The sequence below is a fragment of the Vibrio sp. ED004 genome (assembly GCF_023206395.1).
Classification (GTDB): Bacteria; Pseudomonadota; Gammaproteobacteria; order Enterobacterales; family Vibrionaceae; genus Vibrio.
The window spans coordinates 1,458,784-1,485,171 of record NZ_CP066149.1; the positions used below are offsets into that span (position 1 = coordinate 1,458,784).

Sequence of the window (26,388 nt, forward strand, 5' to 3'; positions counted from 1 at the left end):
TATGAAACATGCTTAACGCTAAGGAAGGAATGATGGCACATCCACAACCCAATCAAAAACTGCCACCCTTTGATGAACTTGTCCAACTTGCGAAAAGCGATCCTAAAGCATTCAATCAATTCAAACACGAGATGTGCGAACAGATGATTTGTTCGGCTTCTGAAACCATGCAAGACAGACTCCGCGCTCAGCAAAGCCACATCGACTTAGTGGTTAGCCGTTGTAAGAATCCGCACCATGCTAATGTCGTGCTTATGCAGGAGTTGCGCTGTCAGGTTTGTAAATTCCAAGACGCACTCGAAGGCCGCTGTGGTTTTGAAGAAACTCTGCCAGAAAATGTGGTGCCTTTTAGACCCAATACAGAGCCGAAAATGTATTAAAGCGAATATAAATTAACAGCAGACACACATGAATATCAGACTGTTATAAAACAAAAAAGGGAGCGTAATGCTCCCTTTTGTTCATTCATCATTCCGCAATTACACCGGATCTTCGCCGTAATCATTGCGACCTTCAGTGCCTTTCATCAAGCCACATTCAATCAGAATCCATAAACCACACACTAATGCTGCAACGGTTGCCACCATATGAACTGGCGATACCGACTCTGTTGTCGTCGCAGCCATTGGTGAAGCCAAACGACCAAGTACCAGCGGTACATTCAGCAGTAACCAGTAGTTCGATTTGTTACGGTCGTGCCAACGCTTGGCGGTTACCGCAAGATCTGGGATAACCAGCATCAGTAGGAAGATTGGTAGTAGAATGTAAGAGTACGCAGGGAACAAAACCGAGATACCAGAAGCAAAACCAGTAATCGCAATGTAGTAGAAAATGTTCCACATCCAGTAAGTCTTACGACCAATTCTCCCTTTGAAAGAGAGCAGTAAATCTTTCATCGACATCTAAAAATACTCAAAAATTAATACGCTACCAAAAAAGTTAGCAGCAAATTGCTCGTTAATCACTTTTATTAAGCTAATCACTTTTATTAATAAAATCAGTTAATCACTTTCTGAAAGCTGCTTTTGTCCATATCTCTTATGTTCACCGTTAGGCTGCGGATATGGCTCGCCTGTTCTTGTAAGGTTTGCATTAACGAACGCGACAGTTCTCTTTTCTGTTCTTCGGTACGTCCTGAAAGTAACTCGAAGCTGATGTGAATAAAATCCACACTGTCTTCTTCATCACCGACTAGCCAGTTATGACAACGCAGTGAACGCGACTTCACAGAAGGCACATCAAACAAGCCACAGTTTAATGCAACTTTATGAAGATCTTCTAGTAAACCTTGGATATTCACTCGCTCGTCCACTGAATTTGAGTACTCTAGAACTAGATTCGGCATTATTACTTCCTATTGTTAACGCAATCGTTTGTCCCTTAATACCAACTAACGATGAAAAATCCGAGAAGTTAGCTATTATTCTGTCTGCCGGATCACTGATATATGCTCAAAATCTACTCTGACCATTGAGTAAGATCCTAGAAAGTCATGACCACAGTCATGATCTGTTGATATTAATCTGTTATATTATTTCGTAATAAAGTTTACTTTTTTACATTCGATTTATTTAAATACTTTGGAGATATTCCTATGCGTCATCCTGTAGTTATGGGTAACTGGAAACTAAACGGCAGCAAAGAAATGGTTGTTGATCTACTAAACGGTCTTAACGCTGAACTTGAAGGCGTAACAGGCGTAGACGTAGCAGTTGCTCCACCAGCACTTTTCGTTGATCTAGCAGAGCGTACGCTTACTGAAGCGGGCAGCGCGATCATCCTAGGTGCTCAAAACTCTGACCTAAACAACAGCGGTGCATTCACTGGCGACATGTCTCCAGCAATGCTTAAAGAGTTCGGCGCATCTCACATCATCATCGGTCACTCTGAGCGTCGTGAATACCACAACGAATCAGACGAGTTCGTAGCTAAGAAATTCGCATTCCTAAAAGAGAACGGTCTAACTCCAGTTCTTTGTATCGGCGAATCTGAAGCACAAAACGAAGCAGGCGAAACTGTTGCAGTATGTGCTCGTCAACTTGACGCTGTTATCAACACTCAAGGTGTTGAAGCTCTTGAAGGCGCTATCATCGCTTACGAACCAATCTGGGCTATCGGTACTGGTAAAGCAGCGACAGCTGAAGATGCACAACGCATCCACGCTCAAATCCGTGCGCACATCGCAGAGAAATCTGAAGAAGTTGCTAAGAAAGTTGTTATCCAATACGGCGGTTCTGTTAAGCCAGAAAACGCAGCAGCTTACTTCGCACAACCAGACATCGACGGTGCTCTAGTTGGCGGCGCAGCTCTTGACGCGAAAAGCTTCGCAGCTATCGCTAAAGCAGCAGCTGAAGCAAAAGCTTAATTTAAACTTCACCGTTTAAATTGAATGAAAGGTCAACTCAGGTTGGCCTTTTTTATTGCCTGTCATTCCTGAAACCTCAAATAATAGGCACAAAAAAACCGCTGATAGATCAGCGGTTTTTAAATTCTTTAAGCGAACGCTAAGCGTAGCTTAGAACAACTCTTCTGCAACGCGGAACAGCTCAGAACGGTCTGGGTTCTGCATGTTCTCGATACAATCGATGATGTCGTGGTGAACAAGTTCTTCTTTCTCGATACCAACACAACGACCACCGTGACCTTCTTGAAGAAGGTGAACAGCGTAGTTACCCATGCGAGAAGCCAGTACACGGTCAAATGCAGTAGGACGACCACCACGTTGGATGTGACCAAGAACCGTAGCACGAGTCTCACGACCTGTTGCTGTTTCGATCTCTTTAGCAAGCTCGTTTGCGTCCATCATAAGCTCAGTTAGAGCGATGATTGCGTGCTTCTTACCTTTAGCAATGCCATCTTGGATGTTGCCGATAAGCTGCTCTTTATCTAGGCCAGTCTCTGGAGTAATGATGTACTCACAACCACCCGCGATTGCTGACATAAGCGTAAGGTCACCACAGTGACGGCCCATGATTTCAACAATAGAAATACGTTGGTGAGAAGAAGACGTGTCACGTAGACGGTCGATTGAATCGATAACTGTGTTAAGCGCCGTTAGGTAACCGATTGTGTAGTCAGTACCTGCGATATCGTTATCGATTGTGCCTGGAAGACCGATACATGGGTAACCCATCTCAGTTAGCTTCTTAGCACCCATGTAAGAACCGTCACCACCGATAACAACAAGTGCTTCGATGCCGTGTTTCTTAAGGTTCTCGATGCCTTTCTCACGAACAGCAACGTCTTTGAATTCAGGGAAACGTGCAGAACCTAAGAAGGTACCACCACGGTTGATTACGTCAGATACGCTTGAACGGTCAAGCTTTTCGATACGGTCTTCAACAAGGCCTTGGTAGCCATCGTAAATACCGTAAACTTCAATGCCAACTGATAACGCAGTACGAACAACGCCGCGAACTGCTGCGTTCATACCTGGAGCGTCACCACCACTGGTCAAAACACCGATCTTCTTAATCATGCTCACCCTCGATTTTTGGGAATCTATTATTCAATTCTTGTTCTTGCTGATTGTATATCAACAAGATTTTAAATCTATATTTGTGCGTTATGTTACATTTCCTCAACAGGAATAGCACTTAAATCGCGTAAAATTATGTAACATTTCTACTTCTGTAAGAGTATTACAGTTTTACTCAATAACTTTGTTGATTCACATCAGAATCAACATTAATTGTTACTAAGGTGATTTTTGAATCACCAAAGAACTAGTAATTTTTACTCACTCTAGTTCAAAAGCCGCCCACTTACCATTTGCCAGCTAATTTTTAGCACGCATTACCACGAGTGGAATTTCTGCTGCTTCTCTGGTCCAAATACGACCGAATACGGATCCTGGTGAATTAATACATCAGCATCAGGGAATACGGAGATAAGCTTGGCCTCAACTTCGTCAGAAATGCGATGCGCTTCAATAAGTGGCATCTCATCTTCAAGTTCTAAGTGCAATTGAATAAAGCGAATTGGCCCCGAACGACGCGTTCGTAATTGATGCACACCCAACACGCCTTCGATGCTCAACGATGTCTCTTTTATCTGTTTTAGCTCTTCATCCGGCAGCTTATGATCAAGCAGAGATTGAATAGCTTCCATCGCCATTTGATAAGCGCTGTAAAGAATGTAGATACCGATACCGACCGCGAATACAGAGTCCGCTTGGCCAATACCAAACCAGCTCAATGCTAGGGCTAGCATGATCGCGGCATTCATATAAAGGTCAGATTGATAGTGCAGTGAATCAGCGGCAATCGCTTGGCTACCCGTTTTCTTCACCACGTGTTTTTGGAAGCGCACCAAGCCGAAGGTCATCATCATCGCGAATAAGCTGACGTAGATACCGATTTCAGGCGAGTTGAGTTCATGAGGTCTGAAGAAGCGCTCAATACCATTAAGAATGAGGAAACAAGCCGAGCCTGAGATAAACATCGCCTGTGCTAATGCGGCAAGAGATTCGGCCTTACCATGACCAAAGGTGTGTTCTTTGTCGGCAGGCTGCAGAGAGTAGCGAACGACGATGAGGTTAACGACAGAGGCCGCGATATCCAGCATTGAATCCACCACAGAAGCCAACAGACTCACAGAACCTGTCACCCACCATGCTGCGACTTTCACTATCAATAAAATAGTGGCGATGGTGGTGGCTGCCCAAGCAGCGAGCGTAACTAAACGTGCGTATTCTTGTTTCATAACTTGGCTATAAAGTGACTGATAGCACAAAGTATAACCTGCAAACAACCAATTGAATATGACAGCTAGGGTGTAAGACATTCATTTTTAGGGATCAAAAAAAGCGGCACACGGCCGCTTCTTTCTAAATACTTTCATTCAAAGCTGCTTTATCAAGCTTGAATTACTTGTCTTTGTTCATGCGTTTTTCCATTTTTTCAGCACACTTAGTCATGCGCTCTTGTTGGATTTCTTTCAGTTGAGTCTTTTGCTCAGCCGTTAGTACGCTCATCATTTCGTGTTGCTTCTTCAGCATTGCCACGCGACGCTCAGTTTGTTTCTCAACCATTTCGCTTGCTAGGTCGTTTGCTGCTGCTTCATCGAAGTTGTCAGCCAGCACCAATGCTTGAACTTTCTCTTGGTGCGCTTTCATTTTCGCCATTTTATCGGCTTTATTACCAGCGTGTTTTTCTTTCATCTCTGCACGATTCGCTTCGCGCATCTCTTTCAATTCTGTTTTTTGTGCGTCAGTTAGGTCTAGTTGACGCATCACTTTCTTATCGAAGCCACCACATTTACCGTGCATGCCTTTGTGGTCGCCCTTATCGCCGCCGCCAAATGCGTACGCGCTTGCTGTACCTAACATTAGTGGAAGTGCCGCAGCTGCTAGTACAAGTTTCTTAGTCATTTTCATAATTGTTGCCTCAATTCGGTATAATAAGTCATGTGTTGCGTCTGTTTCTCAGCGCTTGAATATAGATTAGTCTTTCCCTCGTAAAGTGACGTTTAGAAAGCGTAAAGAATCGTAAAGAGTGAAAGCTGACCAATAATTAGCAGTATTATTAACGTGTAAATAACCGATTAAGGCTTCCCTATGGCGAACATTCTTCTTATTGATGACGACACCGAGTTAACCAGCTTACTTAAAGACATTCTGAGCTTTGAGGGCTTCACTGTTTCCGAAGCCAATGACGGCTACGCGGGGCTCGAGGCGATCAATGATGAGATTGACCTTATTCTTTTGGATGTGATGATGCCGCGCCTGAATGGCATGGAAACTCTCAAGAAGCTAAGAGAAAATTGGGAAACACCCGTACTGATGCTGACCGCAAAAGGTGAAGAGATCGACCGTGTGATCGGCCTAGAGCTTGGCGCAGATGACTATTTACCTAAGCCTTTCAGTGACCGAGAGCTGCTAGCACGTATTCGTGCCATCTTGCGTCGAACGCAAACCACCACGGCACCTAAGGCGGCCAGTGATCGGGTTCAATACCAAGATATTGAAGTCTTCCCTGGCAAACAAGAAGCTTACTGTAATGGCGAGATTATCGATCTCACCACCACTGAGTTCGCTCTGTTGAGCCACCTTATCCAAAACCCGGGGCAAGTGATCACCAAAGAAGCATTGAGCCTAGATGTATTGGGCAAAAGGCTTGCAGCGTTTGACCGCGCAATTGATATGCACATATCTAATCTGCGTAAAAAGATTCCAGAGCGCAGCGACGGTAAATCTCGCATCAAGACCTTACGCGGTCGTGGCTACTTATTGGTAGAGGAGGATTAATGCGTATCCCTAAAATCACCAGCTTATATGGACGCATCTTTGCTATCTTTTGGTTCACCATGTTACTGGTGCTTTTGTCGGTACTGTCACTTCCTCATTTAGACCCGCGAGTCGCGCGCGATGTGCCTGCTGATCACCTCGGTAAATTAGAGCGTATCGCCAAGGCCGCTGAAAAACGCTACGCCAGAGAACCGAATCTCGGCAAAATTGTTTTCCAACTTGAAGCGCCACGCAGCCGCAAGGATTCTCGTGCTCGTATCTATTTAACCGATCTTGAGGGTGCGGTTCTCACCTCGAAAAGGCATTCAGACTATAAGCTCAAGGCGATTCGTAACTTTGTTACCTCGATTGATAACCCTGAGATGCCGAAGCAAAAACTCTACGGGCACTACATGGTTGCAGGGCCAGTACCGATTACTCTCGCTGGCGAAGAACTACTGATGTATGCCGGAGTGAAGTGGAATCAACCACCGCCATTCTTACTGCGCCTGTTTGATAGGCCTCTGCAGCTATTACTTGCTGTGATGTTGGCGAGTACCCCGCTATTGCTTTGGTTAGCTTGGGCACTGAGCCAACCTGCTCGTAGGCTTGAGCGCGCTGCGCAACGTGTGGCGAAAGGTCAGTTTGAGGTTGATCCAACACTTGAAAAAGGCACATCTGAATTCAGACAAGCGGGTGAGAGCTTTAACCAGATGGTCGAAGCGGTAAACCAGATGATCTCCGGTCAGCAACGCCTACTCTCTGATATTTCACACGAGCTGCGCTCACCACTGACTCGCCTGCGTATGGCGAATGCGCTGGCAATTCGTAAGCAGGGTGAGAGCCAAGAACTTGAGCGTATCGATACTGAAGCACAACGTCTGGAACAGATGATCAGCGAGCTACTGACGCTATCGCGCATGCAGGTCGACAGCCACATTACTCGTGAGGTTCAGCCTATCTCAAGCCTGTGGGAAGAGATCTTGAAAGACGCACAGTTTGAAGCCGAACAGATGGGCAAACAACTGACGTTCTCTGAGATCCCTGAGCGTTCTATTTCGGGTAATCCTAAGCTGTTGATGAGTGCGCTAGACAACATTACGCGTAACGCCATCTACTACGGCAAAGACCAAGTCGATGTGCAGTTCCACGTGGTGCAAGATCAGCTGACGATTTGCGTGAACGATAACGGTGATGGTGTGCCTGATGATGAATTAGATTCTATCTTCAGACCTTTCTATCGCGTTTCTACTGCCCGTGATCGCAATACCGGTGGCACAGGGCTTGGGTTAACCATTACGGAGAGTGCGATTCGCCAACACAGCGGAACCATCACAGCAACCCGCAGCCAGTTAGGTGGATTACAACTCGAAATCACCCTACCTATCTTACCGGTGTAATACCCTTACAAAGATCGCAGTTGATAATGATTGTTATTATCATTATGGTAAATCCTCTAATTATGGAGGATTTACCATGTCGCACACTTTCCCTGATCTACCCTACGCTTACGATGCCCTAGAACCTTACATTGATGCTAAAACGATGGAAGTGCATTACAGCAAGCACCATAGAACCTACTACGATAAGTTTGTTGCGGCGGTGTCTGGTAGCGAACTAGAACAGCAATCTCTGACCGAGATCTTCGCTAATATCTCGCAGCATAGCCCTGCCGTGCGCAACAATGGTGGCGGCTACTACAACCACATCTTGTATTGGAACTGTATGTCTCAAGACGGCGGTGGTGAACCAAGTGGCGAACTTGGTGATGCTATCAAGAGCACATTCGGAAATTTCGAGACGTTCCAAGATCAGTTCGCTCAAGCAGCAATCAATACCTTCGGTTCTGGTTTTGCGTGGTTGGTGGTAGAAGAAGGACAACTGAAAATCATCTCGACCTCAAACCAAGACAATCCGTGGATGGATACCATCGCCAGCAACGGTGAGCCAATTCTTGCGCTGGATGTTTGGGAACACGCTTACTACATCAGCTACCAAAACCGCCGCCCTGATTACATCAACGCATGGTGGAATGTGGTGAATTGGAATGCGGTTGCTGAAAACTACGCACAGGCACTCGCGAATAAAGCGTAAGCGAATGGTGGTGAACTGTACTCACTCAGCTTGCCACCGTATACTCTGGCTATCTTTGATTATTCTTGTGAACCAACATGTTTGATATCGCTCTATACGAACCTGAAATTGCACCCAATACGGGTAACATCATCCGCCTATGTGCTAACTGCGGCGCAAACCTGCACCTGATTGAACCGCTTGGCTTTGATTTTGAAGAGAAAAAAGTTCGTCGCGCTGGCTTGGATTACCACGACCTAGCACGAGTAAAGCGTCACAAGAACCTAGAAGCCTTCCTTGAGTATCTAGAAAATGAACGCGAAGGCGACTTCCGCATCTTTGCCTGTACCACTAAAACGACAGGTCACCACGTGGATGCGAAATTCCAACAAGGTGATGTGTTGATGTTTGGCCCAGAAACACGCGGCCTGCCAGCTGAGTTCATTGAAAGCATGCCAATGGAGCAACGTATTCGTATTCCAATGATGCCAGACGCACGCAGCCTAAACCTGTCTAACGCGGTTGCTATCATCGCATTTGAAGCGTGGCGCCAAATGGGCTTTGAAGGCGCGGTATAATACCGAACTCAGTCAATAACCGCTCACACGGCCTGTTACCTGTTCCTGCTAGCAATAGTAAGTAGCAGATGACACGCAATAAAAAAGGCTCTTACCGTTATCTCTTTCTTGCGAAGGATAAAGGTAAGAGCCTTTTCTGTTTGTAGTCTTTTGTCTTTCTATATAAGAGAAAGCAAAAAGCGACGGAATTAGTTTAAGCGGTTACGATCGTTATCGTCGTCTTTCTTCTCAAACTCACCTTCAAAGGTGTTGCCATCTTTTGATTGATCAAATGGGTCTTGCTTAAACGAACCTGAGTTAAACGGGTCTTGTCCAAATGGTCCCTGACCAAAGCCCGCCTGTCCACCAGCATGGAAGCCGCCAGACATATTTTTAACCACCATTTTTTCCATCATTTTCTTGGCGATCATCGCTCTTGGTGCTGGCAGCAATACCAACATACCGAGTGCGTCTGTCATAAAGCCCGGAGTCAGCAGCAATACACCTGCAACCGCAAGCATTACGCCTTCAAGAATCTGTTGTGCTGGCATTTCACCTTGTTGTAATCGACCTTGCACAGACATAAGTGTCTGAATGCCTTGGCTACGAACAAGCGATGCACCAACAAATGCAGTAATCAAAACCAACGCAATAGTTGGCCACAATCCTAAGAAGCCACCAACTTGAATAAATAGCCCAATCTCAATGATGGGTACGAAGATAAATAGTAATAATAAGATAGGAAACACACGCCCTCCTTTGTTACTTGCAGTTTACGCTGAAAGCTCTATCAATCTCAAATTTATCCTGTAAATAAGCGTGTTTATTGACCAAGAATAACTTTGCAAAATATTGACGAAACAAAAGCGAAAAAGGTGATCAACTTACTATTTTTATGCGCTAGGTACAGTATCATGTGCCACATAAGTCAGGACGGATTTATCAGCCCAATATTCTAGCGAACGGAGTATTTGCACACAGAATAGGCTAATAACTAACTATATAATCAGAATAATTCTCTAAGGATCCTGTTATGGCTACTCTATCAGAAGCACAAGTTGATGCTCCTCAAGCTACTCGTCTCGAAGAAGATCTTTTAGGTCAACGTCATGTTCCGGCTGATGCTTACTACGGCATCCACACTCTACGCGCAGTTGAAAACTTCAACATCTCAAATGTAACGATCTCAGATGTACCTGAATTCGTTCGCGGTATGGTGATGACAAAGAAAGCGGCGGCTTTAGCAAACAAAGAGTTAGGTGTAATTCCTAGCGAAGTGGCTAAATACATCATCCAAGCTTGTGACCTCATTCTAGACACGGGTAAGTGCATGGATCAGTTCCCATCAGACGTTTTCCAAGGTGGTGCTGGTACTTCTGTAAACATGAACGCGAACGAAGTAGTTGCGAACGTGGCACTTGAGCTTATGGGCAAAGAAAAAGGCCAATATGAGTTCATCAACCCGAACGACCATGTAAACCGCAGCCAATCTACAAACTGTGCTTACCCAACTGGCTTCCGTATCTCTGTTTACAACAGCGTACTAAAACTGATCGACGCGATTGAATACCTAAAAGGTGCATTCGAGCTTAAGAGCCAAGAATTCAACACAATTTTGAAGATGGGTCGTACTCAACTTCAAGATGCAGTTCCAATGACGGTTGGCCAAGAATTCCACGCTTGGGCTGTAACCATCAACGAAGAAATCAAAAACCTAGAATACACATCAAAGCTACTGCTTGAAGTTAACCTAGGCGCAACGGCAATCGGTACTGGTCTGAACGCAGCACCGGGTTACCAAGGCCTTGCAGTTAAACACCTAGCTGAAGTAACTGGCCTAGAGTGTGTTCCTGCTGAAGACCTAATCGAAGCAACGTCAGACTGTGGCGCATACGTAATGACGCACGGCGCACTTAAGCGTCTAGCCGTTAAACTGTCTAAAATTTGTAACGATTTGCGTCTGCTTTCTTCAGGTCCACGTACTGGCTTGAACGAGCTAAACCTACCTGAACTGCAAGCGGGTTCTTCAATCATGCCTGCTAAAGTAAACCCAGTTGTTCCTGAAGTAGTAAACCAAGTTTGCTTCAAAGTTCTAGGTAACGACAACACGGTTTCTTTCGCTGCGGAAGGCGGTCAACTTCAGCTGAACGTAATGGAACCCGTTATTGCACAAAGCATGTTTGAGTCTCTAGACATCCTAACCAACGCTTGTGTGAACCTACGCGACAAGTGTGTAGACGGCATTACTGTAAACAAAGAAGTGTGTGAATCTCACGTATTTAACTCTATCGGTATCGTTACTTACCTAAACCCATACATTGGCCACCACGAAGGTGACATTGTTGGTAAGATCTGTGCAGAAACAGGTAAGAGCGTGCGTGATGTGGTTCTAGAGCGCGGTTTATTGACCGAAGAAGAACTTGATGACATTTTCTCTGTTGAAAATTTGATGCATCCTCAGTATAAAGCGAAGCGCTACGAATAAAGTTAGCGAGAAAGGGCTCCAAAGGGAGCCCTTTTTTAGGCTCCAATACGGTTAACCCTGTTTATTTTGTGGATTTCTGTATGTTGTACTTTTGCTTAATTGAACCTAAACCATAGAACTATTATGTGAACATTCCAGCGGCGAATGTTCACATAATAAAATCTAAATGAGGTGTTACTTATGATTGCAGTAGAACTATTTATCGTCCTGCTCTTTATCTTTTTGGGGGCCAGAATTGGCGGTATCGGTATCGGTTTTGCCGGTGGTGCTGGTGTTATTGCCCTATCACTTATTCTTGGTGTTCCAACAAGCCAGTCTTTCATCCCGATCGACGTAATCTTGATCATCATGTCTGTTATCACCGCAATTGCTGCAATGCAGGTTGCTGGCGGTATGGACTGGTTGGTGCAAATTGCAGAAAACTTTTTGCGTAAGCACCCTGAACGCATCACCTTTTATGCGCCAATCGTGACCTTTGTAATGACGCTAATGGCGGGTACTGGCCACACAGCATTCTCAACACTTCCTGTTATCGCAGAAGTAGCAAAAGGCCAAGGCGTGCGTCCTTCTCGTCCACTGTCTATCGCAGTTGTAGCCTCTCAAATCGCAATCACAGCTTCGCCAATCTCGGCAGCGGTTGTGGCTTTCGCAGCAATGCTTGCACCATTCGGTGTTGATTACCTAACGCTACTGATGGTTTGTATCCCAACAACCTTCATCGCTTGTATGGTTGGCGCAGTTGTCGCGAACTACATGGGTAGCGAGCTAAAAGACGATCCTGTTTACCAAGAACGTCTAGAGAAAGGTCTAATCAAACTGGCAACAGAAGAGAAACGCGAGATCCTTCCTACAGCGAAGAAAGCGACTTACATCTTCCTAGCTGCGATTGGTTTCGTGGTTTGTTACGCAGCAGCTATCTCTAGCTCTGTTGGCCTAATTGAAAACCCAGCACTAGGTCGTAACGAAGCAATCATGTCTGTGATGCTAGCAGCAGCGGCAGCAATCGTTATGTTCACTAAGATTGATGCAGCTAAGATTTCTTCAGCTCCAACATTCCGCTCTGGTATGACGGCGTGTGTATGTGTACTTGGTGTGGCTTGGTTAGGTTCAACGTTTGTAAACGCACACGTTGCTGAGATCAAAGACGTAGCAGGCGCTCTACTGGCTGACTACCCATGGATGCTAGCGCTTGTTCTGTTCTTCGCTTCTATGCTGCTTTACTCTCAAGGCGCAACAACCGTTGCTCTTATGCCTGCAGCTCTAGCGATTGGCGTAGCACCACTAACAGCGGTTGCTTCTTTCGCTGCGGTAAGTGCGCTGTTCGTACTGCCAACTTACCCAACGCTACTAGCGGCGGTTGAGATGGATGACACAGGCTCAACGCGTATCGGTAACTACGTATTCAACCACCCATTCTTCATTCCAGGTGTGGTAACAATCAGTACTGCCGTAGCACTAGGCTTCGCATTCGGCGGTCTGTTTATCTAATATTCGCTGATGATTAAACATTTAAAAGGAAGCTTCGGCTTCCTTTTTTGTTTTCTACTCAATGTGATATTTGATACACGTCAAATAACCATTATAAACTTTAAAAACCGACTAAAAATAAAGTTTGAATAAAATTCCAAGGTTATTCAACCTCACTAGAAACAACACCTATCAAATCAATCTCCCCTCGCATCTCGTTAATCTACATCGAATATTAATCCAAGCTAACTAACCAAAAAACCTTGCCGTTTTTTTGCCATTTTCTAGCCCATTCATTGGCGATTATTTTTGTGAACAGCACCAAACTTAAACACCGACGTAAGGAATAAAATAACCGCAGCTAAAATAAATCTAAATTCATTTGGATTGGTAAATATAAAAATAACCTTAATTTAAAGTCAGCAACTTTTATCGTTGGGTACTTTTATAAGAGTCAATGTATTTACAATCTATAAATCATTAGTCGCTAATTCACATCACTTCTATTTAAGATGATGTAAGGAGATAGCCATGACAACTCAAACGATACCAAGCGAGACAAAAAAGGGCGGCTTCTTTGCCAATTTTAAATTCCCTTCTGCTTATACCATTTTATTTATTCTAATTGCGTTCGTTGCTCTGCTTACCTGGATTGTTCCTGCGGGACAATACGACCGAGCAATGAATGAAGAACTCGGCCGAGAAGTACCTGTAACGGGTACTTATCAAGCAGTAGAGGGTAACCCTCAAGGTGTGATTGACGTACTGCTAGCGCCTATTGACGGCTTCTACGACCACAATAGTTATGAAGCTGCGGCCATCGACGTTTCGCTGTTCATCCTAATCATTGGTGGCTTCTTAGGGCTAGTAACTAAAACTGGCGCGATTGATGCCGGTATCGAACGCGTTACCGCCCGCTTAGAAGGGCGAGAAGAGTTGATGATACCAATACTGATGGCACTGTTTGCCGCGGGCGGTACTGTCTACGGCATGGCGGAAGAATCACTGCCATTCTATACCTTACTAGTACCAGTGATGATGGCAGCGCGCTTCGACCCTCTAGTCGCTGCTGCAACGGTACTGCTCGGCGCGGGTATTGGGGTGCTAGGCTCAACCATTAACCCATTCGCAACGGTTATCGCTGCCAACGCCTCTGGTATTCCATTTACCGACGGTATTGTGCTGCGTGTTGGTATGTTGATTGTTGGTTGGGGTATCTGTGTTGCTTACGTGATGCGTTACGCAAGAATGGTTCAAGCCGATCCAAGCAAATCGATTGTGTACGACAAATACGAAGAGAACAAAGCGCACTTCCTTGGCAACGCAAGTGGTGAAAAACTTGAATTCACCACAACTCGTAAACTGATTCTGACCATTTTTGGTGGCTCATTCGCAGTAATGATTTACGGTGTATCCGTTGCTGGGTGGTGGATGGCTGAGATCTCTGCAATGTTCTTAGCTGCGACCATCATCGTTGGTATTGTGTCTCGCATGAGCGAAGAAAAGTTTACATCAAGCTTCATTGATGGTGCTCGTGACCTACTGGGCGTAGCACTTATCATAGGTATCGCACGTGGTATTGTGGTGGTGATGGACCGCGGTATGATCACCGACACTATCCTCTTCTCTGCAGAGCAAATGGTCACCGGCTTGTCTTCGGTTATCTTTATTAACGTGATGTTCTTCTTAGAGATTCTATTATCATTCCTAGTGCCTTCAACCTCTGGTTTAGCGGTACTCACCATGCCAATCATGGCGCCATTGGCCGACTTTGCTGGCGTAGGTCGTGACCTTGTTATCACCGCTTACCAATCAGCCTCTGGCTTGGTGAACTTAATCACACCAACCTCTGCGGTCGTAATGGGTGGCTTGGCAATTGCTCGTGTCCCTTACGTACGCTGGGTTAAGTGGGTAATGCCATTAATCGGTATCCTGATGGTGTTCTGCATCATTGTTCTGAGTATTGGTGCGCTTATCTAAAACCAACACACCTCACTTTCTCACTCAAAGCCGCTTTCTAGCGGCTTTTTTATCACTATCGTTCACCAACAAGCCCCTTCCATCGAAACACCCTCACAAGCTGCACACGCATCATTTAAAGCCTCTCTACCACCCTATCTGCCTACCTATCAAAGCAGCAAAACTTAAACGAGCTGAGACACTTGCTAGAAAGCAAATCTAACCTTTAAACATCGATGCTAAGGTTAATTAAAAAGTAAATATTCATCGCTACTATATTTAGAGAAATACTTAGTCACTTATTAGCGTTAATTATATTTAAAGTAATTTACGCTGTAATAACCAAAGGACGAGTATTAGCTATTTTCAGAGAAAACCGGATTAAAACACTCGATTATAAAGTGTGACCGCAATAGCTTAATTCGCATTTAAATTGTTAAGGAATAATTAATTTCACATTCAAAATTAAATATATAAATACTAACATTGCATACTTCCACCTTAAGCTCATTCTTATCAATAAATTTAATTTGCATATAAAGCCCTAGAATTTCCATTCTAGTAATACGAGTGAAAAAAGCATGCATAATGTTCCCAAAGAGTTAACTATTTAGAAGGGACAACCAATAGTTAAAAGTGCATAAAATTTGTTAAAACCCTTAATTTTAAAGGGCTGCGGGATAAAAAACGATTTGTGATAGATCTCTAAGAATACCTGACTAGCAGGCGTAATATTAATTCCAGACAAGAGATGTGAATAAATAATTCATTCTTCTCAACTGAAAATAAATAATTACTCTTAGCGATAAAAGTAATTCAAATATATAAGAGAGAGACGATCATGAGTAAGTTCTATGTAGGTTCTGAAATAGGTCAATTACGCCGCGTTCTAGTTCACCGCCCAAGACGCGCACTGACTCACTTAACACCCTCTAACTGTCACGATTTGCTGTTTGATGACGTACTGGCTGTTGAGCGTGCAGGTAAAGAGCATGACGCATTTACTCAAACGCTACGTGATCAAGGTGTTGAGGTTCTTCTTCTTACTGACCTACTAGCAGACACGCTAGCCGTGCCAGAAGCGAAAGATTGGCTTTTGAGTCATCAAGTTTCTGATTACCGCTTAGGCAAAACCTTTGCTAACGATGTGCGCTGCTACTTGGGCGACTTACCAAACCTAGAGCTAGCGAAAATCCTAACGGGTGGTCTGTCTTACGCTGAAATGCCAATGAAGTCATCTTCAATGATGCAAGGCATGCACGCACCAACTGACTTCATTATCGAGCCTCTACCAAACCATCTATTTACTCGCGACACCTCTTGCTGGGTATACGGTGGTGTATCAATCAACCCAATGGCGAAACCAGCTCGTCAACGTGAAACTAACCACGTTCGCGCTATTTACCGCTGGCACCCAACATTCGCTGGCCAAGACTTCATTAAATACTTCGGCGATGAAGAAAGCATTAGTTACGACAACTCAACCATTGAAGGTGGTGACGTTCTTGTTATCGGTCGCGGCACGGTGCTGATTGGTATGTCTGAGCGAACAACAGCACAAGGTGTTGAGCACTTAGCATCGAGCCTATTCAAACACGGTCAAGCGAAACAAGTTATCGCAATGCAGCTACCAAAACACCGCTCTTGCATGCACTTAGACACCGTGATGACGCACATGAACGAAGATACCTTCTCTGTTTACCCTGAAGTGGTGAGTAAAGACGTTCAGTGCTGGAACCTAACTGGCGATGAGTCTGGCGCAGTGAAAGTGAAAGAAGAAGGCTACTTCGTAACGGCTATCGAAAAAGCACTGGGCGTAGACAAACTGAACCTCATCACAACAGGTGGTGACAACTTCCATGCAGAACGTGAACAGTGGAACGATGCAAACAACGTTCTAACCGTTAAACCTGGTGTCGTGATTGGCTACGAAGGCAACACCTACACCAACGAAAAATACGACAAAGCAGGCATCACAGTTCTTCCGATTCCAGGCGATGAACTTGGCCGCGGTCGCGGTGGCGCACGCTGCATGAGCTGCCCAATTGAGCGTGATGGTATCTAATCACTAAGACGAAACGGCCAAGTTGAACAATCTAAAATCATCTCAGCTTGGCCAAAATGAGAGAACACAATTATGACTAAGCAAACTGTTGTTGTTGCACTCGGTGGTAACGCCCTACTTCGTCGCGGTGAGCCGTTAGAAGCCGATGTTCAACGCCGCAATATTGAAACGGCGGTGAAAACCATCTCTGAAATCGCAAAAGTGTACAACGTGGTGTTAGTGCACGGTAATGGCCCACAAGTTGGCTTACTTGCTCTACAAGGTTTGGAATACAAGAAAGTAAACCCATACCCGCTGGATGTATTGGGCAGCGAAACTCAAGGCATGATCGGCTACATGTTGATGCAAGAGTTCAAAAACTACCTGCCTAACCGCAACATCTCGTGCATGTTGACCCAAATGACGGTTGATCCAAATGATCCTGCATTTGCCGATCCAACCAAACCGATTGGTCCGATCTACGAAGAAGCTGAAGCGCGTGAATTGGCAGAGAAATTCCATTGGATCGTCAAACCCGACGGCCAACATTTCCGTCGCGTAGTACCAAGCCCACGCCCTACCGGCATTGTTGAGCACGAAGCGATCACTCAGCTTATCGATGCGGGTCACCTCGTAATTTGTACTGGTGGCGGCGGCATTCCAGTGAAAAAAGAGAATGGCAAATTAGTTGGTGTAGAAGCAGTTATCGACAAAGACATGTCAGCGGCTTTCTTAGCGAAACAACTGGATGCGGATGCACTGCTTATTTTGACCGACGCGGACGCTGTTTACCTTGATTGGGGCAAACCGACTCAACACGCACTGCGCAGCACCACACCAAGTGAACTGGCGCAATTCGAATTTGATGCAGGCTCTATGGGACCAAAAATTGAAGCATCGTGCGAATTCATTCAGCAAGGCGGCAAGGTTGTAGGTATCGGCGCACTCGAAGATGGTTTGCAAATCCTGCAAGGCCAAGCGGGCACCAATATCACCAAGGGTTAACGAGCTTAAAGTTTGAGATCTTTTAAACCTTGATAGCTTTTAAACCTTGTAGAACAAAGCATTAAACGAACAAACAGAACCGAACAAATTTAACTAAATATTGAATCGCGCTTTCTTGAATTTTCTTTCCCTGTAACAAGGAAGCGCCTAAATCTAAAAAGGAATACATCATGGCTTTTAACCTACGCAATCGTAACTTCCTAAAACTACTAGATTTCACTCCACGCGAAATTCAACACTTGTTAGATCTTTCTATGGAGCTTAAAAAAGCGAAGTACAACGGTTACGAACAGCCAAAACTGACTGGCAAAAACATTGCGCTTATCTTTGAGAAAACCTCAACTCGTACTCGTTGTGCATTCGAAGTCGCAGCATTCGACCAAGGTGCTCGCGTCTCTTACTTAGGCCCATCTGGCTCTCAAATTGGCCACAAAGAATCAATGAAAGACACGGCTCGCGTTCTTGGTCGTATGTACGATGGCATCGAATACCGCGGCTTCGGTCAAGAGATCGTTGAAGAGCTAGGCGCATACGCTGGCGTGCCAGTATGGAATGGTCTAACTGACGAATTCCACCCAACTCAAATCCTTGCTGACTTCCTAACCATGACCGAATACGGCCGTGGCAAGCAACTGCATGAAATCAGCTTTGCTTACCTAGGTGATGCTCGTAACAACATGGGTAACTCTCTGATGGTTGGCGCAGCGAAAATGGGCATGGACATTCGCCTTGTTGCTCCAAAACAGTTCTGGCCACAAGAAGAACTATTGGCTCAGTGTCGTGAAATCGCAGAGCACACAGGTGGCAAAATTACACTGACTGAAGATGTTCAAGAAGGCGTGCAAGGTTGTGACTTCCTATACACCGACGTTTGGGTATCGATGGGCGAAGCGAAAGAAGCATGGGCTGAGCGTATCAACCTAATGATGCCTTACCAAGTGAACATGGAAATGCTGAAAGCAACGGGCAACCCACATGTGAAATTCATGCACTGCCTACCTGCTTTCCACGGCGAAGACACCACTGTTGGCAAACAGCTTGCTGCGGAATACCCACAACTAAAAGACGGAGTTGAAGTAACAGATGAAGTGGTTGAGTCTGAATACTCTATCGTGTTCGATGAAGCTGAAAACCGCATGCACACCATCAAAGCAGTAATGGTTGCAACACTAGGCAGTTAATTACCTAAACAGCTAAACACTCACTTGTTCGCAAGACATTGACAAGTTAAGTGCAATGACAGGGAAATGCGGGTGGCGTACTTGGGACTTAGCCCTTGGATAAAGCCCGCATTTTTTTTCATGAACTGGAAGGGATAATCACCCCAAAAAGCCTGAGATTTTCTGTTTCAACAAGGGCTTAAATCAAAGCCAAATGCAGACGTTATTTCACATAAAAATCCATTAAATGAATACTTTACAGAAAGTATTGCATGGCGTTTTTATCTGAGTATAATCCTCCGCAATTTGTCTTAAGAGAGCAAAAAATGAACTGCAATTCTGTCGCACATGATTGTCAAACTGCACGCCAAAGAGTGGCGGTGGTGTCATTTTTATTTTGCTCTATTGATCGTTTCGAAGCCTCCTATTTTTAGGGGGCTTTTTTTTGTCCGCAATTTGACTGTATGCATAGAAGGAAGACCCGTTATGGCGCATTCGTTATTTAACAAGCACATCATCTCCATACCTGAGCTCACTCGTAATGAACTGGAGCTTATCGTCGACACAGCAGCAAGACTCAAGGCTGAGCCAAACCCAGAGTTGCTGAAAAATAAAGTCGTTGCGAGCTGCTTCTTTGAGCCTTCAACTCGAACTCGTCTTTCATTTGAGACCGCCGTTCAGCGCCTTGGTGGCACGGTCATTGGCTTTGATAATGGCGGTAACACCTCACTGGCGAAGAAAGGCGAAACACTTGCCGATTCAGTGCAGGTTATTTCATCTTACGTCGATGCCTTTGTCATGCGTCACCCACAAGAAGGGGCAGCACGTTTAGCCTCTGAATTTTCTAACGGTGTTCCGGTGGTAAACGGCGGCGACGGTGCTAACCAACACCCGACGCAAACCTTGTTGGATCTATTCTCGATTTACGAAACGCAGGGCACGCTTGATAACCTCAATGTGGCATTCGTCGGCGACCTAAAATATGGCCGTACTGTCCACTCATTGACACAAGCACTATCAAAGTTCAATAACGTGCGTTTCTTCTTTATCGCGCCAGAAGTGTTAGAGATGCCAGATTACATCTGTGAAGAATTAGAAGAGATGGGTATCCAATACAGCACTCACAGCAGCATTGAAGAAGTCGTGCCGGAACTGGATGTTTTGTACATGACTCGCGTACAGAAAGAGCGCTTTGATGCGTCGGAATACGCACACATGAAATCGGCTTACATCCTAACCGCCGATACATTGAAAGACGCACGCCAAAACATGAAGGTACTTCACCCACTACCACGTGTCGACGAAATCACCACCGACGTCGATAAAACGCCACACGCTTACTACTTCGAGCAAGCTGAAAACGGTGTATACGCTCGCGAAGCCCTATTAGCTCTAGTTCTTAACGACACTTTATAAGCAGGAGAAACAGTCATGGTTAAACAAACTCAGCTACAAGTAGAAGCGATCCGTAACGGCAGCGTGATTGACCACATCCCTGCTCACCTTGGTATCAAAATCCTTAAACTGTTTAAGCTGCACAAGACAGAACAACGCATCACTATGGGTTTAAACCTGCCATCATCGGCACTTGGCCATAAAGACCTAATCAAGATTGAGAACATCTTCCTGACCAAGGAACAAGCCAACCAATTGGCTCTTTATGCTCCGCAGGCAACGGTGAATCAGATTGAAGAGTACAAAGTGGTTAACAAGCTAACCCTTGTGCTGCCAGAGCAAATCCACAGTGTGTTCTCTTGCCCAAATAGCAACTGTATTTCACACGGTGAACCTGTCGAAAGTCACTTTAAAGTGCAGCTAAAACAGGAAAAAGTGCAGCTAAAATGTCACTACTGTGAAAAAGTATTCTCTCGCGAGATCATGAATGAGATTCGCTAACCCTTAGCGGCATTACCTTCGCAACAAAAACCACTTAGATAACATGGATATTTATTCCCACGCCGGAATAAATATCCATTAAACAAAGAATAAAACCCCAAAATAAAAGCAATAAACCAGAATATTATTTGGTGATCGCCTTCAAAAAGATAACTATCCTTTAGTGGTAGACTCAATGCATAGATGATCATACATCTCGCATACCCTCCCCTCTTTACTTCGGGATTCATCGGTAAGCCCTATTAACAATCGTACTCTACGGCTTTGGGAGTGCGTTCGGCGCTATGGACAAGCGATATCCACACGTTGACCTTAAGGAGTTGTTCATGAACGAAATCACTGAGCACGGTTGCTTGTATTCAGCTGAAGATAAAACACTGACTGCAGCGTGCAAACGCTTACTACAACAACAAAGCTTCTCGACCCAAAATCAGCTGCGCGAGAAACTGGTCGAGATCGGTTATACCGGCATTAGCCAATCAACCGTATCTCGCATTTTGTCACAACTTGGCGTGGTGAAAATCCAGAACGCCTGTGGCAAAAAGGTGTACTGCATCACTGTTGAAAGCGCACCGGTTCGTGTCGATGCATCCATCTCATCGCAAATTGAATTAATTACTCATAACCAAGCGATGGTGATAGTAAAAACCCACCCTGGTTGTGCACAGTTAGTGGCAAGATTAGTAGATATCGACCCACATACTGAGATTATCGGCACCGTTGGCGGCAACGACACCGTGTTAATTATTCCGAAAGACACAACCAACATTGATGCTTGTGAACAAGTGGTCAAAGCACGCTTGGGCGTTGCCTAAATGTCTTATTGGCAAGGTCTGTTCACTGCAGTTGCGCTGCTGACTCTCTCTCGACTGCCTACGAAGGTGGCTCACCCGCCCTAGCGGATATTTGCTGGTCGATGAAACTAATCACAAACTATTACGGTCTGATTGAGTTAAGATACCTTCAACTCCATTTTGATGACTAAATAGTATGCGACGACTTGCCACATTACTTTTTGTTTGTATTTCCCTATTCACCCAGCCTGCGTGGGCGCTTTTTGGAAATGACAACGCCGAGCCAAGCTTCGGAGGCAATAACAACGGTTTTGTCCCTGTAGACCAAGCTTTCCCTTTCAATTACTACCAGCAAGATGGCAAAGTGCTTCTCGACTGGCAGGTAAAAGAAGGCTACTACCTCTACCAACATAGTCTCTCTTTCACTGGGCAAAATCTCGCGATCGGTAACGTTGAATTAGAAGATGGTAAACCACACCAAGATGAATTCTTTGGTGAGGTGAGCATTTATACCCAGCCGTTATTCGTGCAAGTCCCTCTACAGGGTTACCAAGATGGTTCACAGCTGATCGTTAAATATCAAGGCTGTGCGGATGCGGGTTTCTGCTACCCACCAGAAACTCGAATCATCGACATTGAGCCATTTACAGCTACAGATTCAGGCGACTCTCAAGCCAATGTAGTGTCGCCAGAGTCATCGTCTGCAAACATTGAGACTAATGTTTCAACACAGCAAGCTTCTCCAAAAGCAGATGTTGCAAGTAACACCACTCCACAATCAACTGCACCCGTTTCAAAAGAAGCGAGCCTAGCCGATAAGCTCGGTGACAGTTGGTGGACGCCATTATTATTCTTAGCACTTGGTGTTGGCTTAGCCTTTACACCGTGTGTTCTGCCGATGTACCCAATTCTAACGGGTATCGTATTAGGTGGCGGCAAGCTCAGCCAAGGTCGTGCGCTGATGTTGTCCTTCATCTACGTGCAAGGTATGGCACTGACCTACACCCTATTAGGTTTAGTGGTTGCCTCTGCGGGTATGCAGTTCCAAGCGGCGATGCAACATCCTTACGTGTTAATTGCATTGAGCGTTCTGTTCGTGGCGTTAGCGATGTCGATGTTTGGCGTTTATAACCTGCAACTGCCAAGCAGTATCCAAACATGGCTCAACAACCAAAGTAACAAGCAGCAAGGTGGCAATACCTTGGGCGTGTTCGCGATGGGTGCTATCTCTGGCTTGGTGTGTTCGCCTTGTACTACAGCCCCACTATCCGGTGCGCTACTGTATGTTGCTCAAAGTGGTGACCTGTTTACTGGCGCAATCGCTCTGTACGCGTTGGCGATGGGTATGGGTATCCCACTGATTTTGGTGGCCGTGTTTGGTAATAAACTGCTACCGAAAGCGGGCAGCTGGATGGACAAGGTAAAGATCGTATTCGGCTTTATCTTGCTAGCAGCACCAATCTTCCTGCTAGAGCGTATTATCCCTGAACTATGGGCAACCGTACTTTGGTCTGGTCTTGGCTTCATCGCCTTTGGTTGGCTTTACCATAGCAAGAATGCACTGCCATTCGGCGGTTGGAAACAGAGCGCGGTAGGCATCATCGCAATGCTTGGCTTGTTTGCTTCGGCACAGCCTGCGTTGAACTATTGGTTTGCGGAGAAGAGCGTAACGGTAGAACAGCAACACATCCAATTTGCACGCATCAACACCGTTGAAGAGCTCGAAATACAACTCATCGAAGCGAAGAAACTGGGAAAACCTGTGATGCTCGACTTCTACGCCGATTGGTGTGTGGCGTGTAAAGAGTTCGAGAAGTACACCTTTCATCAAGCTGATGTTGAGAACAAGCTTTCTGACTTCGTACTGCTACAGGCTGACGTAACAAGAAACATGCCTCAAGACATTGAACTGCTTAAACAATTGCAGGTACTTGGCTTACCAACAATTGAGTTCTGGGATGGCGAGGGTAACCATGTTCCAAATGCTCGTGTGACTGGTTTTATGCCTGCCGATGTATTCTTAAAACACATGCAAGGCCACCAGCTATAACGACGACATTCGTCTAAATATAAGCTCTAACGAAAGCCGCACTGCTCCTCATAACGAGATGGCAGTGCGGCTTTTTTGTGATTATAGGAAACGCTTTCCAAGAACAGGGATAAAAGTCGATATGGTTCAGACTTTTAATGCATAGATATTGTCCACATACTCAATCAGGATGATAATAAATATTAACTAAATTGTTAAAAGTATGAACGTCATGGACTCGACCTATACCATCATCATTGCTGATGACCACCCTCTCTTCCGCAACGCCCTGTTTCAGTCAGTTCATATGGCGATCAGCGGTGCGAACCTGCTTGAGACTGATTCTCTCGACGCCTTACTGACTCTGCTTAAGAAAGAAGATGAACCCGACCTGCTGCTACTCGACCTGAAAATGCCGGGAGCAAATGGTATGTCTGGCCTCATTCAACTTCGTGCTGAATACCCAGATCTACCGATTGTGGTGATTTCTGCCAGTGAAGATGCCAGCGTGGTGACTCAAGTGAAGAGCCACGGTGCGTTTGGCTTCATTCCTAAGTCGAGTGATATGCGTGAATTGGTGAGCGCACTGAATCAAGTGCTGAATGGTGACCCGTTCTTCCCTGAAGGGCTAATTACCAATAATGCTGCTTGTAGCGACCTTGCGGAAAAGATTTCCACACTGACGCCTCAGCAATACAAGGTATTAGGGATGCTTTCTGACGGTCTGCTGAACAAGCAAATCGCCTATGAATTGAATGTTTCGGAAGCGACCATCAAGGCTCATATGACAGCCATCTTCCGTAAACTGGATGTGAAAAACCGAACTCAAGCAGTTATCTTGCTACAAGAAGTCCATAACTAGGCTTCGCTTATATCCTCTTCTAAAGTCGTCTTAGGCAAACACAGACCCAGCTTGACGACTTTATGATCATCTATCTCTGCAACCACCCAATTGATGTCATGCCACTCGAAGCTATCGCCCAATACTGGGTGCGCGCCAAGCTCACGTTCAGCCAACTGTTTTAGCGTCATGTCGCGCTCTTCTTCCGAGCCAAGTTCAATGCCATAGCAGTCACTCACCGCGGCAATCGATAACCCAACCTCAAGGAAGAAATCACCAAAGAATCGAGCTGCGTCTTCAGCTAAAGGTGCCTCACTGAATAGCTCACTTAAGCTGTCTAAGTCTTTGTCCTGACCGAGTACACAGAGAATATCATTCGCCTCTAACACGGTACTGCCCGATGGGTGAAGCAAGGCATCCTTTCTAAACAGTGCAGTAATTCGCGTTCCTTCTGGCATAGACAGGCGCTTCAGTGGTTCGCCCACACACCACTTCTCTTCTTTCAGCTTGTAGACAAACATCTCCCACTCACTGGCAGGGTAGATTTCAATACCAGTACGCAAAATCGGTGTCGGCGTTGGAGGTAGTGTCACTTGAGTCAATCTCGCGACTTTCATCAAGCTACCGCCTTGAACAACCAGCGACACCATAACCACGAAGAAGGCGATATTGAAGTAAAGCTGAGCATTAGGCAGGCCAGCCATCATCGGGAACACTGCCAAAATGATCGGCACCGCGCCACGTAAACCGACCCAAGAAACAAACCAACGCTCTTTGGTGGTAAAGCTTCTGAACGGCAGTAAGCCCAACCAAACCGACAGCGGACGAGCAAATAAGATCATACCGAAAGCCAATGCTAACGCTGGAAGTGCAATGTCCATCAATGTCGATGGCGTCACCAATAGACCCAACACTAAGAACATCACGATTTGGCTGAGCCACGTCATGCCATCAAGAACATTAAGAATCGAGTGTCGAGAGCGCGTCGGACGATTACCAATGAACAAGCCCACTAGGTAAATCGATAAGATGCCACTGCCGCCAAGCATGTTAGAGAAGGCAAACAGAGCCACACCGCCACTGAGCACCAGAATCGAATACAGACCATCAGCCAGCTGTACTCGGTTGATTAGACTCCATAGAACCCAACCACCACCAAGCCCGATAAGCGTGCCAACACCAAACTGCATCGCGAAGCTTTTCAATAGGAAGTTCATTCCCATCTCGGCATCTGGGGTGCCAAGTAGCGCAATTAAGGTCACCGTCAGGAAGACCGCCATTGGGTCGTTGGTACCCGATTCGATCTCTAGGGTTGAGCCAACACGCTCGTTGAGACTCTGTCCTTTCAACAAAGAGAATACTGCTGCCGCATCGGTTGAACCGACAATTGCGCCGACCAAAATACCTTGCATCAGTGACAGGTCAAACAGCCACGCGGCCATCAAACCGGTTAGAGTCGCAGTACAGGCTACACCTATTGTCGCCAGTGAGAGTGACGGCCAAAACGCGACCTTAAAGCTTGCGACCTTGGTTCGCATACCGCCATCAAGCAAGATCACGGCAAGCGCGAGGTTACTCACCAAATAAGTCAGTGAGTAATCATCAAAATTAATACCACCCGGACCATCTTCACCCGCCAACATACCAACGAACAAAAAGATCAAAAGAATCGGAACGCCCAATCGTGAGGACACTTGTGAGAAAAGCACACTGATGGCGATGAGCACCGCACCAGTTAAAAATAAGTGGTTGATAGTTATTGCGTCCAATTCGTTCCCCCAAAGAATAAAACTCAAGATATAGGCATGTTGATCTTCTGCCGCTAAGCATGGCACGGTCGATGAAAGTGCTT

At 45.5% G+C, this 26,388-nt stretch carries 24 protein-coding genes; 17 read left to right on the plus strand and 7 right to left on the minus strand.

All coding sequences use genetic code 11. The features are described 5' to 3' along the window. Nucleotides 1–32: 32 nt before the first annotated feature. Nucleotides 33–380 carry a DUF3135 domain-containing protein gene (locus tag ITG10_RS06555; RefSeq protein WP_017630915.1) on the plus strand — a complete coding sequence of 116 codons (348 nt, stop codon included), beginning with the start codon at nucleotides 33–35 and terminating at the stop codon, nucleotides 378–380. A 99-nt stretch (nucleotides 381–479) separates the two neighbouring features. Here the strand turns inward: ITG10_RS06555 and ITG10_RS06560 are convergent, their stop codons facing one another. Further along, complete coding sequence (locus ITG10_RS06560) at nucleotides 480–902, minus strand: DUF805 domain-containing protein (RefSeq protein WP_017630914.1); 423 nt, start codon at nucleotides 900–902, stop codon at nucleotides 480–482. A gap of 95 nt (nucleotides 903–997) precedes the next feature. Further along, entirely contained in the window at nucleotides 998–1,345 is a 348-nt protein-coding gene (locus ITG10_RS06565) for a 5-carboxymethyl-2-hydroxymuconate Delta-isomerase (RefSeq protein WP_017630913.1), read from the minus strand. Between the two features lie 249 nt (nucleotides 1,346–1,594). Between ITG10_RS06565 and tpiA the strand changes: the two genes are divergently transcribed. Next, nucleotides 1,595–2,365 (plus strand): triose-phosphate isomerase, encoded by a 771-nt coding sequence (gene tpiA / locus ITG10_RS06570; protein WP_017061158.1) that lies wholly within the window; start codon nucleotides 1,595–1,597, stop codon nucleotides 2,363–2,365. Between the two features lie 150 nt (nucleotides 2,366–2,515). Here the strand turns inward: tpiA and pfkA are convergent, their stop codons facing one another. From pfkA to ITG10_RS06585, 3 genes are all read right to left on the minus strand, one after another. Beyond that, nucleotides 2,516–3,478, minus strand: a complete 963-nt coding sequence (gene pfkA, locus ITG10_RS06575) for a 6-phosphofructokinase (protein ID WP_017630912.1) — start codon at nucleotides 3,476–3,478, stop codon at nucleotides 2,516–2,518. Nucleotides 3,479–3,795: 317 nt separating this feature from the next. Beyond that, nucleotides 3,796–4,704 (minus strand): CDF family cation-efflux transporter FieF, encoded by a 909-nt coding sequence (gene fieF, locus ITG10_RS06580; protein WP_026084249.1) that lies wholly within the window; start codon nucleotides 4,702–4,704, stop codon nucleotides 3,796–3,798. A gap of 163 nt (nucleotides 4,705–4,867) precedes the next feature. Beyond that, complete coding sequence (locus ITG10_RS06585) at nucleotides 4,868–5,377, minus strand: CpxP family protein (protein ID WP_017630910.1); 510 nt, start codon at nucleotides 5,375–5,377, stop codon at nucleotides 4,868–4,870. Between the two features lie 180 nt (nucleotides 5,378–5,557). On the opposite strand from ITG10_RS06585, the gene ITG10_RS06590 reads away from it, so the two are divergent. From ITG10_RS06590 to trmL, 4 genes are all read left to right on the plus strand, one after another. Then, entirely contained in the window at nucleotides 5,558–6,247 is a 690-nt protein-coding gene (locus tag ITG10_RS06590) for a response regulator (RefSeq protein WP_017630909.1), read from the plus strand. Next, the gene (gene cpxA, locus ITG10_RS06595) at nucleotides 6,247–7,626 is read left to right on the plus strand and encodes an envelope stress sensor histidine kinase CpxA (RefSeq protein WP_017630908.1); all 1,380 of its coding nucleotides are present in this window, start codon (nucleotides 6,247–6,249) and stop codon (nucleotides 7,624–7,626) included. Before ITG10_RS06590 ends, cpxA begins: the two co-directional genes overlap by 1 nt. A 76-nt stretch (nucleotides 7,627–7,702) precedes the next feature. Continuing rightward, a complete protein-coding gene (locus ITG10_RS06600; RefSeq protein WP_017630907.1) occupies nucleotides 7,703–8,320 on the plus strand; it encodes a superoxide dismutase in 618 nt (205 codons plus the stop codon). Between the two features lie 77 nt (nucleotides 8,321–8,397). After that, the gene (gene trmL, locus ITG10_RS06605; protein WP_009844716.1) at nucleotides 8,398–8,877 is read left to right on the plus strand and encodes a tRNA (uridine(34)/cytosine(34)/5-carboxymethylaminomethyluridine(34)-2'-O)-methyltransferase TrmL; all 480 of its coding nucleotides are present in this window, start codon (nucleotides 8,398–8,400) and stop codon (nucleotides 8,875–8,877) included. 188 nt (nucleotides 8,878–9,065) lie between these two features. Here trmL and ITG10_RS06610 read toward each other — a convergent pair whose 3' ends face one another. Next, nucleotides 9,066–9,605, minus strand: coding sequence for an FxsA family protein (locus ITG10_RS06610; RefSeq protein WP_017630906.1), 540 nt, complete (start codon nucleotides 9,603–9,605; stop codon nucleotides 9,066–9,068). 284 nt (nucleotides 9,606–9,889) lie between these two features. Here ITG10_RS06610 and aspA point away from each other — a divergent pair, with 284 nt between their 5' ends. The 11 genes from aspA to ITG10_RS06665 all read left to right on the plus strand — a co-directional run bounded on the left by aspA (nucleotide 9,890) and on the right by ITG10_RS06665 (nucleotide 24,557). After that, a complete protein-coding gene (gene aspA / locus ITG10_RS06615; protein ID WP_017630905.1) occupies nucleotides 9,890–11,341 on the plus strand; it encodes an aspartate ammonia-lyase in 1,452 nt (483 codons plus the stop codon). Between the two features lie 180 nt (nucleotides 11,342–11,521). Then, nucleotides 11,522–12,829: an anaerobic C4-dicarboxylate transporter gene (locus ITG10_RS06620; protein WP_017630904.1), complete on the plus strand. Its 1,308-nt coding sequence runs from the start codon at nucleotides 11,522–11,524 to the stop codon at nucleotides 12,827–12,829. Nucleotides 12,830–13,339: 510 nt separating this feature from the next. Next, nucleotides 13,340–14,788, plus strand: coding sequence for a YfcC family protein (locus ITG10_RS06625; RefSeq protein WP_017630903.1), 1,449 nt, complete (start codon nucleotides 13,340–13,342; stop codon nucleotides 14,786–14,788). An 820-nt stretch (nucleotides 14,789–15,608) separates the two neighbouring features. Beyond that, nucleotides 15,609–16,832: an arginine deiminase gene (gene arcA / locus ITG10_RS06630; protein ID WP_017630901.1), complete on the plus strand. Its 1,224-nt coding sequence runs from the start codon at nucleotides 15,609–15,611 to the stop codon at nucleotides 16,830–16,832. A 72-nt stretch (nucleotides 16,833–16,904) separates the two neighbouring features. Next, nucleotides 16,905–17,816: a carbamate kinase gene (gene arcC / locus ITG10_RS06635; protein WP_017630900.1), complete on the plus strand. Its 912-nt coding sequence runs from the start codon at nucleotides 16,905–16,907 to the stop codon at nucleotides 17,814–17,816. A 170-nt stretch (nucleotides 17,817–17,986) separates the two neighbouring features. Beyond that, nucleotides 17,987–18,997: an ornithine carbamoyltransferase gene (locus ITG10_RS06640; RefSeq protein WP_016793903.1), complete on the plus strand. Its 1,011-nt coding sequence runs from the start codon at nucleotides 17,987–17,989 to the stop codon at nucleotides 18,995–18,997. A gap of 465 nt (nucleotides 18,998–19,462) precedes the next feature. Next, the gene (gene pyrB, locus ITG10_RS06645; protein ID WP_017062721.1) at nucleotides 19,463–20,392 is read left to right on the plus strand and encodes an aspartate carbamoyltransferase; all 930 of its coding nucleotides are present in this window, start codon (nucleotides 19,463–19,465) and stop codon (nucleotides 20,390–20,392) included. 15 nt (nucleotides 20,393–20,407) lie between these two features. Continuing rightward, a complete protein-coding gene (gene pyrI, locus ITG10_RS06650) occupies nucleotides 20,408–20,872 on the plus strand; it encodes an aspartate carbamoyltransferase regulatory subunit (RefSeq protein WP_017630899.1) in 465 nt (154 codons plus the stop codon). A 326-nt stretch (nucleotides 20,873–21,198) separates the two neighbouring features. Further along, entirely contained in the window at nucleotides 21,199–21,687 is a 489-nt protein-coding gene (locus ITG10_RS06655) for an arginine repressor (protein ID WP_017630898.1), read from the plus strand. A 175-nt stretch (nucleotides 21,688–21,862) separates the two neighbouring features. After that, entirely contained in the window at nucleotides 21,863–23,716 is a 1,854-nt protein-coding gene (locus ITG10_RS06660; RefSeq protein ID WP_017630897.1) for a protein-disulfide reductase DsbD, read from the plus strand. Between the two features lie 211 nt (nucleotides 23,717–23,927). Continuing rightward, complete coding sequence (locus tag ITG10_RS06665) at nucleotides 23,928–24,557, plus strand: response regulator transcription factor (protein WP_017630896.1); 630 nt, start codon at nucleotides 23,928–23,930, stop codon at nucleotides 24,555–24,557. Here the strand turns inward: ITG10_RS06665 and ITG10_RS06670 are convergent. Beyond that, a complete protein-coding gene (locus ITG10_RS06670; RefSeq protein WP_026084248.1) occupies nucleotides 24,554–26,305 on the minus strand; it encodes a potassium/proton antiporter in 1,752 nt (583 codons plus the stop codon). The two genes, ITG10_RS06665 and ITG10_RS06670, sit on opposite strands and share 4 nt — an antisense overlap. Nucleotides 26,306–26,388: the final 83 nt, after the last annotated feature.